We start from the raw sequence: 14,857 nt of genomic DNA, 5'->3' as shown, positions 1-14,857 counted from the left end.
GAACGCTGCGAGGCGGCGGGCAAATGGTACGACATGGACAACCGCATCTGCGCCCAGCCCATTTCGATCGCCGAGATCACCGGCCGCCCCATCGGCGTTTCGCGCGCCGAAGCCTCGGCCGAGAAGAATCGCGAACTGGTCCGTATCGAGGATCAACTCGCCGCCCAGGACCGCGCACGCGCCGCCGAGGTCACGCGCCAGAAGGCCGCCCTGGCGGCGGCCCGGCCGGCGGCCTGAGACCGGCGGCCTGAGACCGGCGGCCGGGCGCGTCGCCCTATCTCGTCGCACCCGGCTTCCACTTGACGTCATTGGCCCCGTTCGCATTGGCCCGGCGGGCGGCGACGAACAGGTGGTCGGACAGACGGTTCAGATAGCGCACGGCCGCGCCGTTCACCTCGGCCCCCGCCTCGACCAGCCGCACCGCCTCGCGCTCGGCCCGGCGGCAGACGGTTCGCGCGACATGCAGATGCGCCGACAGGGGCGACCCGCCCGGCAGGATGAAACTGTCCAGAGCCTTCAGGCTGTCGTTCATCCAGTCGATCTCCTGCTCCAGCCGCTCGACCTGGCTGTCGAGGATGCGCAGAGCATCCCAGGCCGGCGGGGGGTCAAGCGGCGTCGCCAGATCCGCGCCCAAGTCGAACAGCTCGTTCTGGATCCGGCCCAGCATGGCGTCGATCCGGTCGTTCTGACCGCTGTTCAGCCGGGCCACCCCGATCACCGCGTTCAGTTCGTCCACCGCGCCGTAAGCCTCGACCCGACGATCGGTCTTGGACACCGGCGCGCCCGAGGCCAGCCGTGTCTGTCCGCCGTCTCCGGTCTTTGTATAGATCCTGTTCAGCGTCACCATGGTCAGCCCCCCTTCGTCGCCTTCCACACCATGCCGCCGACCAGCAGCAGCACGGCGACGGCCTGCAACCCGACCCGCCAGCGCATCAGCCTGTTGGAATGGCTCCGGGCGAATTCCCCGCCCCGGAACAGCGAATAGAGGCCCAGGCCCAGGGTCACCGTGACGGCGGCGATGGCGGCGACGATCAGCATGTCGAACATCTGCATCCCCCCGTTCTAGGCCCGGCCTTCCCGCCGCGCCAGCGGGCCGCAGACCCGAACCCCGTTCCGCCACAGGGGGTGCGACACATGCGACCCATACGCACACCCCCCTTGGTCCTGCCTTGCGAATGCTGTTGAGAGGCGCTCGCAAATAACAAGGGGGTATGACCATCATGACTTTCTCGACCCGCGCCCGGCTTCTGGCCGGCGCCGCCTGCGCCTTCGGCCTGACGTCCGGCGCCGCCCTCGCTCAATCGGGCGCCCCTTTCGGGGCCCAGAGCGCCGCCGTCGCGACAGAAGCCGCCGAACTGGGCGAGATCGTCGTCACCGCCTCGGGCTTCGAACAGCGGATCAACCAGGCCCCCGCCTCGATCAGCGTCATCCCCCGCGCCGAGATCGAGGAGATCCGCGCCGTGTCCATCGCCGAGATCCTGAACAATGTCGAAGGCGTCGACACCGGCGCCGCCGTCGGCAAGACGGGCGGCCAGACCATCAACATTCGAGGCATGGGCTCGGACTACACCCTGATCCTGATCGACGGCCGCCGCCAGAATACGGCCGGCAGCGTCACCCCCAACGGCTTCGGCGAGACCTCCAGCAGCTTCCTGCCCCCGGTCTCGGCCATCGATCGGATCGAGGTCGTGCGCGGGCCGGTCTCGACCCTGTACGGATCCGACGCCATGGGCGGGGTGGTCAATATCATCACCCGCAAGATCGGCGACGCCTGGCACGGCTCGGCGACGGCCCACTACACGGTCCAGAGCGACGACGAGTTCGGCCCGATCCGGGGCGGCGACGTCTATCTGGCCGGCCCGCTGATCCAGGACCGGGTCGGCGTCTCGATCCGCGCCTCGCGCTCGGAGCGCGAACAGTCGCGCCTGACATTCGAAAACGTCGCCGGAACCGAGACCCCGGTCACCGGCTTCGGCCGCAGCGCGACGGCCAACGAGATCTGGTCGGCGGGCGCCCGGCTGGCGTTCAACCTCCACCCCGATCATGACCTGTGGATCGACGCGGACGTGGCGCGCCAATGGTACGACAACTCGGACGGTCAGATGGGCACCGCCACCACCGCCGGCGGCTACGACAGGTTCCTGGAGTTCAACCGCGACCAGGTGGCCATCGCCCACAACTGGCGCCTGCCCTTCGGCACATTGGAATCCAACTACTCGATCGCCAAGACCGAGACCGTCGGCCGCATCATCCCCAACGGCGTCGCCGGCGCCGGCAGCCCGCGCGACCTAACGAGCGAGAACCGCATCTTCGACACCAAGCTGTTCTCGCGCTGGGGCGATCACACCTTCACCATCGGCGGCCAGCATTGGGAAGCCGAGATGTCGGACGGCGTGGTGTCCGGGACCTTCAACCACACCCAGTGGGCCGTCTTCGCCGAGGACGAGTGGCGTTTCACCGACACCCTGGCCCTGACGGTCGGCGCGCGTCACGATGACCATTCGACCTTCGGCTCGCACTTCAGCCCGCGCGCCTATCTGGTCTGGAACCCGACCGACGTCTGGACGGTCAAGGGCGGCGTCAGCCAGGGTTTCAAGACCCCGCGCCTGGAACAGCTGGCCGAAGGCATCAACGGCTTCGGCGCCCAGGGCCGCCTGCCCCTGCTGGGCAGCCCGGGCCTGATGCCGGAAACCTCGACCTCGACCGAGTTCGCCGTCCTGTATGACGACCACGATCGACTGCGCGCCGGCGTGACCGTCTTCCATAACCAGTTCGACGACAAGATCGCCACTGGCGTCCCGATCGCCAACTGCCTGTTCAGACTGACGCCGGAACAGTACGCCGCCGGCGGCTACAATACCTCGGGCTGCTACGACGTGGGCTTCTATACGGCCTATATCTCGACCGTTGAGGCCTTCGGCCAGAGCATCAATATCGACGAGGCGGTCACGCAAGGGATCGAGGCCACGGCCCGCTATCGCTTCAACGACGCCTGGACCCTGCAGGGCAACTACACCTTCACCGACAGCGAACAGAAGTCGGGCTCGGCCGCCGGGCAGCCGCTGACGGACACGCCGGAGCATATGGTCAACGGCAATCTGCGCTGGCAGGCGACGGATCGCATGAACCTGTGGCTGCGCGGCGAATATCGTTCGGCCCGCTATCGGGGCGAGGGCGCGGCCCAGGACGCTCTGGGCGACTACGAGTCCTACAGCCTGTTCCACCTGGGCGGGGCCTATCGGATTGACGACAATCTGACGGTCAATGCGGCGGTCTACAACCTGCTGGACGAGGACTTCGTCAGCCTGCTGCCCTACGGGACCCCGGTGGCCTATGCGCCGGAATACGCCAACAACCAGGAGCCACGCCGCCTGTGGATTTCCGTCACGGCCGCCTTCTGATCCCCGGCGACGAGACATGACGGGGATCGCTTCGGCGATCCCCGTTCTTTTTCCGCTGCAGCTAAGCCATTGGTCATGATTGCGGGTGCAATCTCCGCGACATGACCGATCGCGCCGTCCGCAATCTCGAGCACCTCAGAGGCTCGGCCTCCACCGCTCGCGTGCTGAACCTGTTGCGCGTGTGGGAGGAGAACGGCGACAGCCGCGCCGACGGCGCCGTGCGCAATCCCGACTGGGCCGCCCGTCCGGTCTTTCGCACCCACGCGCTGAACCGGTCCCTGATCATCAAGCACCGTCTGCGCCGCAACGAGACCGACCTCTTCACCGGCCGTCGCCAGGTGGCCACCAAGGTGGTCATCCCCATCGACGACGAGGATCTGAAGACCGGCGGCCGCTACGTCTTCGTCAACCAGATCGGCTTCGAGCGGATGATGATGGAGGCGTTCGGCATCGCCGCGACCCATCCCGACCTCGAGACCCTGCGGCTGATCGACAAACTGCCGTCGCTGGACCCCTTCCTGCTGCGCGAACAGCTGCGTCGCGGCGGCCTGGATCCGTCGCCTTGCTATTTCTCCATCAGCGACGGCGACCTGCAGCGGATGCTGGCCTTCGTCCGCGCCGAGATCGAGCCGCTGGTCACACTCAGCCTGGGCCAGGACACCCTGGCGATCGCCTCCGACTCGGCGGCGCGGATGGCGTCCAAGATCCTGTCCAACACCCCGGGCGACCAGTTGGAGGCCCTGCGTCTGACCCTGCGCCTGGCGCCGGAGCAGTATCAGGAGGGCGTCTTCTGCTGGAAGGGCTTCCTCTACTACAAATGGACCCTGTCAACCCTGCTGGGCGAGGTCGCCGCCGTGGCCGAGGCCGTGCGCACCATCAAGCCCGTCGGCAAGACCGACCGACCTGCTCGCGAATATCTGGCGCGCAGCCGCGACGTCCTGCGCGGCCGCATCATCAAGACCTGCGACGAGGTCAGCCGCACCCTGCGCATCTATGACGACGCCTATCGCAACCTGACCCAGGAAGGCCGCCCCACCGCCTTCCGCGACTTCCTGCTGGACGCACCGTCCATGTTCGCCCGCCTGGGCGACCAGCTGGGCGCGGTCCAGCATATCGTCAGCTACTGGCGCTTCCGCTTCGGCCCGACCGCCGCCCCGGTCAATGTCGAGGAGCTGATGGACATTTTCATGGACTTCGAGACCGGCCTCCTGGGGCGCGGCGAGGTCCCCGACGATGTCGGCTTGGTCGCCGCATGACTAAGTAAACCGCCGCACAAGGCGTGCGGTTTACCCCGTGCTAGAGCGCGCGGATGAGTTTGCCTAGACTGAAGCGGTTGGCCCTGAGGCTGGGTTGGGGCGTCGGCTGGACCCTTACCGGACTGGCCGTGACGATCCTGCTCGTATCGACCGGCGCCGTCCTGTTCGCGGTATTCGCCCGCTGAGCGGGTAGAGGACCGCAGCGCCCTATCCGGCCCTCAACGACCCCTTATTTTCCGGTGCGCGTTTCCGTGGCGTCACAGCTGTACCGCTCGCAGTACCGACGCCTCAGCTCCGCAATCGCCGCCCGCTCCTTCTCGGATTCCGGCGCGGCCGAGGCGAACACCTCCGGATCGGGCATAGGGACATATTCGCCCGCCAGCAGTCGCCGAAGATCCGCCTCTGTCGCGACACGGGCCAGTTGCAGCGCCATGGCCTCACGGCGGCCGGCGCGGGTCTCGGCGAACAGCTCGTCCGCCCAGGCCTGGACAACCTCCCGTCGATCATAATCCAGGCCGTCCAGAGGGTCGTCGTCGTCGGGAGCCCCGTTCTCATAAGCGCGGTCCACCAGTTGGCGCGCCAGGCGCATCTGCGCCGGCGAGGGCTCCGGACCCGTCCAGGCGTCGCCGTCGTCCTGCTGCAGGCGGAACCGAACGGTAGTCTGCATCTGCCCGGGCGCCGGAAGCCCCGCTACGCGACCCAGCTTCAGCTCGCCGCTGGCGACGATTACCCGCGCCGCGGCGCCGAACCCCACCCCATAGGGACGCTCGTCGACCACCCGACAATTGTAAGGGTGGCCGTCCACCGCCTGATAGCAGCCGATTCGCGCCCAGCCCTCCAGATCCATCCGCGCAGCGAACCCCGGCATCAACGCCACCGTCACCTCGGGATCAGGGGCCCGCGCCCAGCTGATGCTCGATCCGGGCTGCTCCCAGAAGCGTGGCGCGCCCGTGTCCGGGATCAGGACAGCCAGAGTCAGAAGCGTGGCGACGAACATGGTGGATCTCCCCCCGAACCTTCGCGGTTTCCACCACAACCTGAAGCGGATGTCGACAAGGTCGCCGCTAGTGCGCCTCGTCCCAGTTCGAGGCCGCCCGCGCCTCCACCACCAGAGGCACGGTCAGAGCCACAGCCGGGTCCGACGCGTTTTCCATGATCCGCCTGATGACGGTGATAGCGCGGTCGGCCTCGTCTGCGGGAGCTTCGAAGACCAGTTCGTCGTGGACCTGCAGCAGCATTCGGGTGCTCAGCCCCGCCTCGACCAGGGCGGCGGGCATGCGAACCATGGCGCGGCGAATGATGTCGGCGGCGGCGCCCTGGATCGGGGCGTTGATGGCCGCGCGCTCGCCGAACTGGCGTTCGGCGCCCGACTTGGACTGGATGGCGGGGATGTGGATACGTCGGCCGAAGACGGTGGAGACGAAGCCAGCCTGGCGGACCTCGGCCTTGGTCTTGTCCATATAGTCGCGGATGCCGGGGAAGCGTTCGAAATAGGTCTTGATATAGGCCCCGGCCTCGCCCTGATCGATGCCCAGCTGGTTGGCTAGGCCGAAGGCCGAGATGCCGTAGACGATGCCGAAATTGATCGCCTTGGCGCGACGACGGGTCTCGGACGGCATCCCCTCGACCGGGACGCCGAACATCTCGCTGGCGGTGGCGGCGTGAATGTCCAGCCCGGCCTTGAAGGCGCGCTTCAGCTCCGGGATGTCGCCGATATGGGCCAACAGCCGCAGCTCGATCTGGCTGTAGTCGGCGCTGATCAGGACATTGCCCGGGGCCGCGATGAAGGCCTGGCGGATCTCGCGGCCGGTCTCGGTGCGGATCGGGATATTCTGCAGGTTCGGGTCCGAGCTGGCCAGTCGGCCGGTCGAGGCGGCGGCCAGCTGATACGAGGTGTGGACGCGGTCGGTCTCGGGATCGGCGGCGGCGGTCAGGGCGTCGGTGTAGGTGCCCTTCAGCTTGGACAGCTGGCGCCAGTCCAGCAGGACGCGCGGCAGGGCATGGGTCTGGGCAAGGTCTTCCAGCACGCTGGCGTCGGTGCCCCACTGACCGCTGGCGGTCTTCTTGCCGCCGGGCAGGTTCAGCTCGCCGAACAGGATCTCGCCGATCTGGCGCGGGGAGCCGATGTTGAACGGGCGGCCGGCGATCTCGTGCGCCTGGGCCTCCAGTTCGGCCATGCGCAGGCCGAACTCGCTGGACAGGCGCTTCAGCCGGTCGGGGTCGATGCGGACGCCGTTCAGCTCCATCTCGGCCAGGACGGCGGGCATGGGACGTTCCAGGGTCTCATAGACGGTGGACAGGCCCTCACGCGCCAACCGGGGCTTGAGGATGCGCCACAGACGCAGGGTCACGTCGGCGTCCTCGGCCGCATACTGGGTCGCGGGCTTCAGGGCGACGTGTCTGAAGCTCTTCTGGCTCTTGCCCGTCCCCGCCACGGCCTTGAACGGAATCGGTTCATGGCCCAGGTGCAGCCGGGCCAGTTCATCCATCCCGTGACCGTGCATCCCGCCCTCCAGCACATAGGAGATCAGCATGGTGTCGTCGTAGGGCGCCACGCGGATGCCGCGCCGCGACATGACCGCCAGATCGTATTTGGCGTTCTGCAGCACCTTCAGAACCGACGGATCCTCCAGCAGCCCCTTCAGCTTGGCCAGGGCGGCGGGCTTGTCCAGTTGCTGGATCGCCTCGCGCACCTCGCCCGGCTCCTCTCCGAACAGGCCGCCCGCGTTCGCCTGGGGCTCGTGCTCGTGGGTCAGGGGAATGTAGCAGGCCTCGTTGGGTCCGACCGCCAGCGACACGCCGCACAGGCCCGCATGGGTCGCCGACAGAGACGAGGTCTCGGTGTCGAAGCCGACCACGCCGACCTCGGTCGCCCGCGCGATCCAGCGGTCCAGCGCCTCTTCGGTCTGGACGCATTCATAGGTTTCCAGATCGAAGGTCTGGGCCTCGGCCGGGCCTTCCGCTGCCTGGCCGTAGCGGGGCGTGGCGACCGGAGCGGTCAGGTTCGGCGCCCGTTTCGGGGCGAAGGCCGATATCTCGCTGGGGCCCGCCTTGCCGTCGCCGACACGGCGCTGCAGCGAGCGGAACTCCATCTTCTCGAGGAAGTCCGACAGGGCGAGGGGATCCGGATCGCGGACGGCGAAGTCGGAGATCGCCTCCGGCGCCGGGGCGTCGCAGCTGAGGCGGACCAGTTCGCGCGACAGGCGGATCTGGTCGGCGAAATTGATCAGGGTCTCTCGACGCTTAGGCTGTTTGATCTCGCCGGCGCGGGCCAGAAGCGTGTCCAGGTCGCCGTATTCGTCCAGCAGCTGGGCCGCCGTCTTGGGGCCGATGCCGGGGGCGCCGGGGACGTTGTCGACGCTGTCGCCGATCAGGGCCTGAAGATCGACCATCTTCTCGGGACCGACGCCGAACTTGTCGAACACCTCGGGCTCGGCCAGACGGCGATCCTTCATCGGATCCCACATGACCACCCCGCCGCCGATCAGCTGCATCAGGTCCTTGTCGGACGAGACGATGACCGCCTCGCCGCCCGCGTCGCGCGCCTTGCAGGCGTAGGTGGCGATCAGGTCGTCGGCCTCGTAGCCGGCCAGTTCGACACAGTGGACCCCGAAGGCGGCCGTCGCCTCGCGCACCAGCGGGAACTGCGGCACCAGATCCTCGGGCGCCGGCGGGCGGTGGGCCTTGTACTGGTCGTAGAGGGTGTTGCGGAAGGTCTTCTCCGAATGGTCGAAGATGGCCACCAGATGGGTCGGGCCGTCGGCGCCCTTCATGTCCTTCAACAGCTTCCACAACATGTTGCAGTAGCCCTGGACCGCCCCGACCGGCAGGCCGTCAGACTTGCGCGTCAGCGGCGGCAGGGCGTGATAGGCGCGGAAGATATAGGCCGAGGCGTCGATCATCCACAGCCTCAGGGCGGGGCCGTCCTGGGTCAGGTCGCGGTCTTCGGTCTGGTCTTCGGTCTGGGGCGCAACAGTATCGATCATGCCCGGAACATAGGCGGCTGAAGCCGCCGCGTCAGCGTCAGAATTCGGTCCAGCTCGATCCGGGATCGCGCAGGCCGGGCTGGGCCTGCTGCTGGCCCCACGCCACCACCATGAAGGCCTTGTGACTGCGGATGCGATAGGAGCCGATCATGGGCATGACCGCCCCCAAGGGCGCGCCGGTGCGGGCCTCGTAAAGGAAGCCCGAAAACTCGGCGACGCCGACCCGGTCGCGGTTGCTGTAGACCGACAGTTCCGGCAGGGAGACCACGTTCAGCGTCTCGTTGATCGGAATCCGCATTTCCGGCAGGCCGACGACGCGGCGCATCTGTTCAAGGGACATGGCGCCCACGCGGATCTCGAACACGGCGTCGGCGGCCTCCTTGTTCGGCGCCAGGCGGTAGCCGGCGTCGGACAGGGCGGCGCGGATGGCGCTGATGGCGTAGCGCGTGCCCTCGCCCTGGAAATAGACGTCGTCGACGAAGATGGACGAGGCGGTCGGCAGCGGCAGGGACAGGCCCTCGACCGCCTTGTCCGCGGCGCGGGCCATCAGCAGCTGTTCGGTCGCCGTGCGTCCCGGAAAGGTCTCGGTCGTCGAGGCGCAGGCCGCCGCGCCCAGAAGCAGACCGCCGATCGCCAGACGCGCCATCATCGGGCGGGCGAGGCCGCGCACCCTCACCAGACCCCGGTGTTGGGCATGGAGGCCCAGGGCTCGGCCGGCGCCAGGGGCTCGCCTTCCTGCAGCAGCTCGATGGAGATGCCGTCCGGCGAGCGGACGAAGGCCATGTTGCCGTCGCGCGGCGGACGATTGATCACGACCCCGCCGTCGGCCAGCTTCCGGCAGGCGGCGTAGATGTCGTCGACCTTGTAGGCCAGATGGCCGAAATTGCGGCCGCCCTGATAGGTTTCCGGATCCCAGTTGAAGGTCAGCTCGACCTCGGGGCAGCGTTCCGCCGCCGACTGTTCCAGATTCTTGGGCGCCGCCAGGAAGACCAGGGTGAAGCGTCCCGCCTCGTTCTCGGTGCGGCGAACCTCCTGCAGGCCCAGCAGGTCGCAGTAGAAATGCAGCGAGGCGTCGATGTCCTGGACGCGGACCATGGTGTGCAGATAGCGCAAGCGTATCGTCTCCGTCAGGGGAGTGGCGGTTCAACGCCCTCTATAGCCGCCCGGTGGCGAAACCACGACTCAACTGAGGTGACAGACCTCGGCGGTCCGTTTCAGTGGGCCTCGGGCGCGCGGGCGGCCGGGCTCAGATATTCGCTCTCGTCGTGCGGATGGGCCGACAGGACGAAACGGCGGTCGCAATAGCCGCATTCGATGAAGTCGTCCTCGCCCATGTCCATATAGACCAGAGGGTGGCCCAGGGCGCCGCCGCCCCCGTCGCAGGCGACGCGCTTGGTCGAGACAACCACCTCTTCGGGCGGCGGGATGATCGCGTCGGGATGGCGGGGCGGCATTGTTCAGCTCGTGGACTTGGCGAGGAGGCGTCGGGCGCATACCTATGCGGCCCGTCCGGCGGCGTCAAACCGCCGCGCGACCCGATTTCTCGACCGAAGCGCCCCGAATGACCGAAGCGACCGCCCTGCCCGACAACGCCATCGAAGTGCGGGGCCTGAAGAAGACCTACGCCGGCTCCAAGAAGGCGGCGCCCAAGACGGCCCTGCGCGGGGTCGACCTGGTCATTCCGCGCGGCTCGGTCTTCGGCCTGCTGGGTCCGAACGGGGCCGGAAAGTCGACCCTGATCAACATCCTGGCCGGGGTGGTGAAGAAGTCCGAGGGCACGGTGACCATCTGGGGTCGCGACATCGACAAGGAGCCGCGCGACGCCGCTGCGGCCCTGGGCGTGGTCCCGCAGGAGATCGTCGCCGACGTCTTCTTCACCCCGCGCGAGTCGCTGGAGGTGCAGGCCGGCTTCTACGGCGTGCCCAGGGACGAGCGCCGCTCGGACGAACTGCTGGCCGCCCTGGGCCTGTCGGACAAGGCCAACGCCTATGTCCGCGCCCTGTCCGGCGGCATGAAGCGCCGGCTGATGGTGGCCAAGGCCCTGGTCCACAATCCGCCCATCCTGATCCTGGACGAACCGACCGCCGGGGTGGACGTCGAACTGCGCCGTCAGCTGTGGGCCTATGTCCGCCGCATCAACGAGGAGGGGGTGACCATCGTCCTGACCACCCACTATCTCGAAGAGGCCCAGGAGCTGTGCGACACCATCGCCATCGTCAACCGGGGCGAGGTGGTGGCCTGCGAACCGACGCCGCGCCTGCTCAGCCGTCTGGACAGCCGCAATGTCGTGGTGACGCCCGAGACCCCGATGGACATCGCGCCCGACCTGGCCGGCTTCGCTGTCACGGCCCGACCGAACGGCGCCTTCGCCGTGGCCTACAAGAAGGGTCAGTCGTCGGTGGAACAGGTCATCGCCGCCGTTCGCAAGGCCGGGATCACCATCGCCGACATCACCACCGAGGATCCGGACCTGGAGGACGTCTTCCTGGCCCTGACCTATGGCGACGCCAGCCAGGAAGACCCGACGAAATATTGACGACCGTCATCAAACCATGGCCGTTGAACGAAGGGCGCCAAACGGGGGTAAGATGAGGTCTTGGGCTGTTCTTGGAATTTTTTTGGTCGCCGCCTGTGCGACGGCTCCCACGGAGGGTTCCGCCGTCGTGGAATGTGACGCCTCGCCCGATGGCGCAGTAAGCAACTGCATCCTCGTTTCGGAAAGTCATCCCGGCTCCGGATTCGGTGAGCAAGCTGTGGCGACCGTGTCGCGGGGGACGCTCAAGCCTTCGGATGGTCAGCAGGCTTCCAGAAAGTTCCGCACGACTGTTCGCGGCCGCATGTAAGCCTTCCCTGGTTCAGTCCAACTCGGCCAGGAATTCGAAGATCGCCGCCTTGGCCTCGACCTCGTCCAGCATGGGGGCGTGGCCGACGCCGGGAACCTCGGCATAGGCCATGGTCGGGGCGGCCTTTCTCATCTTCTCGGCTATGGCGAGGCTCAGCAGGTCCGAGGTCGCGCCCCGCACCAGCAGGGTCGGCTTCTTCTTCGCCAGCCGCCGGAAGAAGGGCCACAGGTTCGGGACCAGGGCCTTGGCCCCCGCCGCCCGGATCGGAACCGCGATGTCGGGGTCGTAGTCCAGGCCGATCTCGCCGTCCGGCTGCTGGCGGAAGATGCGCCGGGCGAACGCCGCCCAGTCCGCGTCCGTATAGTGCGGGAAGGCGACGGCGTTGATCCGCTTCGCATAGGCCGTCGCATCGGCCCAGGAGCCGATCTCGACCGGCTGGCCGCTATAGCCGGCGATCCGCGCCAGGCCCTCGGGCGACACCTCGGGCCCGATGTCGTTCAATATGGCGGCGACCACCGCCCTGGGCCGGATCGCCGTCAGGGCCATGGTGATCAGCCCGCCCATCGAGGTGCCGACGAAGACCGCGCGGTCGATGGCCGCCTGATCCATCAGGGCCAACACGTCCCGGGCATAGACCTCTGGCGTATAGGTCATCGGATCGGGCGCACGGTCGGACAGGCCCCGCCCGCGCACGTCGATCGCCAACACCCGCCGACCGCTCTGGGCCAGCAGGGGGGCGATGGCGTCGAAGTCGGCGCTGTTGCGGGTCAGGCCGTGGATGGCGATGACCGGCGGGCGCGCCGGTGCGGGGCCGGGCGCATAGTCCCGCGCGAACAGGTCCAGTCCGTCCGGCGATTTCCAGCGGCGTTCGACGTAGGGGATGGCGGCGGCCATGGCGATCTCCCGCGCAGCGAAAGCGACAGCCTAATTCACCGCGCGAGGAAATGCGATGGCGTCAGACGCCGATCAGTTCGCGCACGAAGACATCCAGGTCGCCGCCCTCGAACAGGAAGCCCGAGACCCCGGCGCGCTTCGCCGCCTCGATATCTCGCTTCTGGTCGCCGATCATGAAGGACCTGGCCGGATCGATCCCATGGTCGGCGATGGCGCGCAGCAGCATGCCGGGATTGGGTTTGCGGTCCGGGTGATCGGGATGGCGGTAGCGTTCGTCCCGCGCCTCGGGATGGAAGGGACAGGCGTAGACGGGACCGATCACCGCCCCCTCCTTGGCCAGGGTCTTGACCAGCAGGGCGTTGAAGCGGTTCATCTGCGCCTCGTCGAACAGCCCCCGCGCCACGCCCGACTGGTTGGTGACGATGACCGCCAGATAGCCCAGCCGGTTCAGCCGCCGCACCGCCGTCGCAGCGCCGGGGATCAGCCTCAGATGTTCGGGCAGGTGGGGATAGCCGGAATCCTCGATCAGGACCCCGTCGCGATCCAGAAAGACGGCGGGCACGCCGGTCATGCGTCGGTCCTCAGCAGTTCGGAGAAGGCGGTCATCAGGTGATAGAGGCTGGAGGCCGGCACGACCTTGTCCGCCGACCGCCCCTCGGCGTCATAGCTGTCGATCCACAGACCTGGGACAGCCGTGGCCAGATGGGTGTCGAAGGTCGCGGCGATCAGATCGGCCGCCCCGACGTCGCGGAAGACCAGGGCCGTGCGGATCGCCTCGGTCTGGGCCCAGAGGCGGCGCCCCGCGTCGATCGGCGCTCCCGCGGGGTCCATCTCGCGGATCATGAAGCCGTCCTTCAGCCCCTGTTCGACCGCGCGACGATGCAGGCCCTCGGCCGCCTGGGCGGAACCGAGACCCGCAGCCTCGGCCTGACGCAGCAGCCAGGCCCATTCCTCGAAATGGCCGGGCTCGACGATGTGGCCGGTCGCCGGATCGGGCGTCCAGTCGGCGGTGAAATATTCGCGGATCGCGCCGTCGACCAGAAAATGGCGTCGGCACAGATCCAGGGATACGCCCGCCGCCGCCTCGAAGGCCGGGTCGGGCGCGGTCGCCTGCCAGGCCAGCATGGCCTCCAGCAGATGCATGTGCGGATTCTGGCGGCGCGGCTGCCGGCTCGGCAGGGCCTCGCGCCAACCGCCGTGCGGGGCCGCCATCAACCGGTTGATCACCGCCAGGGTCTCCAGCGCCAGCGACCGGGCGCGGGCGTCGCCCAGCACCCGGTGCGCCGCCGCCAGGGCGAACAGGACGAAGGCCAAGTCGTAGAGGTCGGCGGTCTCGTCCACGACCGCGCCGGAGTCATCGGTCGCGGCGACCCATAGACCGTCGTCGCGGCGGCAGGTCGCGATCATCCCCTCAAGACCGGCCTGGGCCACGGCGCGCCCGGCGTCCCAGCCCAGGGCCGCAGCCTCGCAGAAGACATAGATCTGGCGCGCCTGAACACGGGTGCGACGACGCGCGCCGGTCACGGCCCGGCCGTCGAAATCCAGATGCTCGTAGAACCGGCCGTCGCCGTCCACGCCCCGCTGCGCCCACAGCGGCAGGGCCTGGTCGAACAGCCAGTGCGAGACCCTGGACTTGGCGTTGGCGAGAGCGGTCATGCGGCGGGCTTAAGACCCAACCACACGGTTGCCAAGACCAACCCGTTCCAACCGTTTCGTTGCAAAGGGCAACGCGAAGTGACGCGGCGCCGTTTGGCCCTTGGGCGCGATCTTGCTAGGACGGCCCCGTATTCGCGGCCCGCCCCCCGAGGCCGCCGCCCGACTCTGCCCCGACGCCGCACGTAGAGAGCGACCCTCATGATCCCCTTCATCGACCTTCAGGCCCAGCGCCTCCGTCTCGCCGGCAAGATCGAAGCCGCCGTCCAGGAGGCCGTCGTCGGCGGCGCCTGGGTCATGGGCCCGCAGGTCCGCCAGTTCGAAGCCGATCTCGCCGCCTTCGGCCAGGCCAAGCACGCCCTGGGCTGCGCCAACGGCACCGACGCCCTGGCCCTGCCGCTGATGGCCTGGGGCGTCGGGCGCGGCGACGCCGTCTTCGTGCCCAGCTTCACCTTCGCCGCCACCGCCGAGGTCGTGCCCTGGTTCGACGCAGAGCCGGTCTTCGTCGATGTGGACGAGAACACCTACAATATGGACCCGGCCGCGCTGGAGCGGGCCATCGAGGGCATCAAGGCCGAGGGCCGTCTGACGCCCCGCGTGGTCATCGCCGTCGACCTGTTCGGCCAGCCGGCCGACTATCCCGCCATCAAGGCGATCTGCGACAAGCACGGCCTTAAGCTGATCTCGGATTCGGCCCAGGGCTTCGGCTGCACGGTCAACGGCGAACATCCGCTGAAATGGGCCGACATCACCACCACCAGCTTCTTCCCGGCCAAGCCGCTGGGCTGCTACGGCGACGGCGGGGCGGTGCTGACCAATGACGA

Annotated in this window: 17 protein-coding genes; 7 read left to right on the top strand and 10 right to left on the bottom strand. The window is 68.1% G+C overall.

The features are described 5' to 3' along the window. A partial coding sequence (locus ACIQ1T_RS18315) for a hypothetical protein (RefSeq protein ID WP_395946001.1) occupies nucleotides 1-237 on the top strand: 237 nt, incomplete at its 5' end. Nucleotides 238-274: 37 nt separating this feature from the next. Here ACIQ1T_RS18315 and ACIQ1T_RS18310 read toward each other — a convergent pair. Further along, a complete protein-coding gene (locus tag ACIQ1T_RS18310) occupies nucleotides 275-847 on the bottom strand; it encodes a cob(I)yrinic acid a,c-diamide adenosyltransferase (RefSeq protein WP_395946000.1) in 573 nt (190 codons plus the stop codon). 2 nt (nucleotides 848-849) lie between these two features. After that, nucleotides 850-1,047, bottom strand: coding sequence for a twin transmembrane helix small protein (locus tag ACIQ1T_RS18305; RefSeq protein WP_395945999.1), 198 nt, complete (start codon nucleotides 1,045-1,047; stop codon nucleotides 850-852). 164 nt (nucleotides 1,048-1,211) lie between these two features. Between ACIQ1T_RS18305 and ACIQ1T_RS18300 the strand changes: the two genes are divergently transcribed. The 3 genes from ACIQ1T_RS18300 (at nucleotide 1,212) to ACIQ1T_RS18290 (ending at nucleotide 4,842) form a co-directional block, all read left to right on the top strand. Continuing rightward, the gene (locus tag ACIQ1T_RS18300) at nucleotides 1,212-3,401 is read left to right on the top strand and encodes a TonB-dependent receptor domain-containing protein (protein ID WP_395945998.1); all 2,190 of its coding nucleotides are present in this window, start codon (nucleotides 1,212-1,214) and stop codon (nucleotides 3,399-3,401) included. Between the two features lie 101 nt (nucleotides 3,402-3,502). Further along, on the top strand, nucleotides 3,503-4,657 hold the full coding sequence (locus ACIQ1T_RS18295) for a hypothetical protein (protein WP_395945997.1): 1,155 nt from the start codon (nucleotides 3,503-3,505) through the stop codon (nucleotides 4,655-4,657). Between the two features lie 53 nt (nucleotides 4,658-4,710). Next, nucleotides 4,711-4,842: a hypothetical protein gene (locus ACIQ1T_RS18290; RefSeq protein ID WP_395945996.1), complete on the top strand. Its 132-nt coding sequence runs from the start codon at nucleotides 4,711-4,713 to the stop codon at nucleotides 4,840-4,842. Nucleotides 4,843-4,886: 44 nt separating this feature from the next. On the opposite strand, the gene ACIQ1T_RS18285 is transcribed toward ACIQ1T_RS18290, so the two are convergent. From ACIQ1T_RS18285 to ACIQ1T_RS18265, 5 genes are all read right to left on the bottom strand, one after another. Continuing rightward, a complete protein-coding gene (locus tag ACIQ1T_RS18285) occupies nucleotides 4,887-5,654 on the bottom strand; it encodes a hypothetical protein (RefSeq protein WP_395945995.1) in 768 nt (255 codons plus the stop codon). A 67-nt stretch (nucleotides 5,655-5,721) separates the two neighbouring features. Then, nucleotides 5,722-8,643 (bottom strand): DNA polymerase I, encoded by a 2,922-nt coding sequence (gene polA, locus ACIQ1T_RS18280; protein WP_395945994.1) that lies wholly within the window; start codon nucleotides 8,641-8,643, stop codon nucleotides 5,722-5,724. A 37-nt stretch (nucleotides 8,644-8,680) separates the two neighbouring features. Next, nucleotides 8,681-9,313: a DUF6655 family protein gene (locus tag ACIQ1T_RS18275; protein WP_395945993.1), complete on the bottom strand. Its 633-nt coding sequence runs from the start codon at nucleotides 9,311-9,313 to the stop codon at nucleotides 8,681-8,683. A gap of 2 nt (nucleotides 9,314-9,315) precedes the next feature. Beyond that, complete coding sequence (locus ACIQ1T_RS18270; RefSeq protein WP_395945992.1) at nucleotides 9,316-9,756, bottom strand: VOC family protein; 441 nt, start codon at nucleotides 9,754-9,756, stop codon at nucleotides 9,316-9,318. Between the two features lie 101 nt (nucleotides 9,757-9,857). Further along, nucleotides 9,858-10,097 (bottom strand): zinc-finger domain-containing protein, encoded by a 240-nt coding sequence (locus tag ACIQ1T_RS18265; RefSeq protein WP_201099628.1) that lies wholly within the window; start codon nucleotides 10,095-10,097, stop codon nucleotides 9,858-9,860. Between the two features lie 107 nt (nucleotides 10,098-10,204). Between ACIQ1T_RS18265 and ACIQ1T_RS18260 the strand changes: the two genes are divergently transcribed. After that, nucleotides 10,205-11,179, top strand: coding sequence for an ABC transporter ATP-binding protein (locus ACIQ1T_RS18260; protein ID WP_395945991.1), 975 nt, complete (start codon nucleotides 10,205-10,207; stop codon nucleotides 11,177-11,179). After that, entirely contained in the window at nucleotides 11,142-11,486 is a 345-nt protein-coding gene (locus ACIQ1T_RS18255; RefSeq protein WP_395945990.1) for a TonB family protein, read from the top strand. Before ACIQ1T_RS18260 ends, ACIQ1T_RS18255 begins: the two co-directional genes overlap by 38 nt. 12 nt (nucleotides 11,487-11,498) lie before the next feature. Here ACIQ1T_RS18255 and ACIQ1T_RS18250 read toward each other — a convergent pair whose 3' ends face one another. From ACIQ1T_RS18250 to ACIQ1T_RS18240, 3 genes are all read right to left on the bottom strand, one after another. Then, on the bottom strand, nucleotides 11,499-12,380 hold the full coding sequence (locus tag ACIQ1T_RS18250) for an alpha/beta fold hydrolase (RefSeq protein ID WP_395945989.1): 882 nt from the start codon (nucleotides 12,378-12,380) through the stop codon (nucleotides 11,499-11,501). A 61-nt stretch (nucleotides 12,381-12,441) separates the two neighbouring features. Next, complete coding sequence (locus ACIQ1T_RS18245) at nucleotides 12,442-12,951, bottom strand: D-glycero-alpha-D-manno-heptose-1,7-bisphosphate 7-phosphatase (protein WP_395945988.1); 510 nt, start codon at nucleotides 12,949-12,951, stop codon at nucleotides 12,442-12,444. Beyond that, nucleotides 12,948-14,036: an AGE family epimerase/isomerase gene (locus tag ACIQ1T_RS18240; protein WP_395945987.1), complete on the bottom strand. Its 1,089-nt coding sequence runs from the start codon at nucleotides 14,034-14,036 to the stop codon at nucleotides 12,948-12,950. The genes ACIQ1T_RS18245 and ACIQ1T_RS18240 overlap by 4 nt, the downstream gene beginning before the upstream one ends. 198 nt (nucleotides 14,037-14,234) lie before the next feature. Between ACIQ1T_RS18240 and ACIQ1T_RS18235 the strand changes: the two genes are divergently transcribed. After that, on the top strand, nucleotides 14,235-14,857 hold a 623-nt coding region (locus ACIQ1T_RS18235; protein WP_395945986.1), incomplete at its 3' end, for a DegT/DnrJ/EryC1/StrS family aminotransferase.

The sequence above is a fragment of the Brevundimonas sp. genome (genome assembly GCF_044336875.1).
Lineage (GTDB): Bacteria > Pseudomonadota > Alphaproteobacteria > Caulobacterales > Caulobacteraceae > Brevundimonas.
The sequence above is the reverse complement of the archived record's forward strand: the minus strand, read 5'-3'. Positions and strand labels throughout refer to the sequence as shown.

Coding starts and splice junctions, on each gene's coding strand:
- ACIQ1T_RS18310 (WP_395946000.1), bottom strand. CDS start 847: ATGGTGACGCTGAACAGGATCTATACAAAGACCGGAGACGGCGGACAG.
- ACIQ1T_RS18305 (WP_395945999.1), bottom strand. CDS start 1,047: ATGTTCGACATGCTGATCGTCGCCGCCATCGCCGCCGTCACGGTGACC.
- ACIQ1T_RS18300 (WP_395945998.1), top strand. CDS start 1,212: ATGACCATCATGACTTTCTCGACCCGCGCCCGGCTTCTGGCCGGCGCC.
- ACIQ1T_RS18295 (WP_395945997.1), top strand. CDS start 3,503: ATGACCGATCGCGCCGTCCGCAATCTCGAGCACCTCAGAGGCTCGGCC.
- ACIQ1T_RS18290 (WP_395945996.1), top strand. CDS start 4,711: ATGAGTTTGCCTAGACTGAAGCGGTTGGCCCTGAGGCTGGGTTGGGGC.
- ACIQ1T_RS18285 (WP_395945995.1), bottom strand. CDS start 5,654: ATGTTCGTCGCCACGCTTCTGACTCTGGCTGTCCTGATCCCGGACACG.
- polA (WP_395945994.1), bottom strand. CDS start 8,643: ATGATCGATACTGTTGCGCCCCAGACCGAAGACCAGACCGAAGACCGC.
- ACIQ1T_RS18265 (WP_201099628.1), bottom strand. CDS start 10,097: ATGCCGCCCCGCCATCCCGACGCGATCATCCCGCCGCCCGAAGAGGTG.
- ACIQ1T_RS18260 (WP_395945991.1), top strand. CDS start 10,205: ATGACCGAAGCGACCGCCCTGCCCGACAACGCCATCGAAGTGCGGGGC.
- ACIQ1T_RS18255 (WP_395945990.1), top strand. CDS start 11,142: ATGGCGACGCCAGCCAGGAAGACCCGACGAAATATTGACGACCGTCAT.
- ACIQ1T_RS18250 (WP_395945989.1), bottom strand. CDS start 12,380: ATGGCCGCCGCCATCCCCTACGTCGAACGCCGCTGGAAATCGCCGGAC.
- ACIQ1T_RS18245 (WP_395945988.1), bottom strand. CDS start 12,951: ATGACCGGCGTGCCCGCCGTCTTTCTGGATCGCGACGGGGTCCTGATC.
- ACIQ1T_RS18240 (WP_395945987.1), bottom strand. CDS start 14,036: ATGACCGCTCTCGCCAACGCCAAGTCCAGGGTCTCGCACTGGCTGTTC.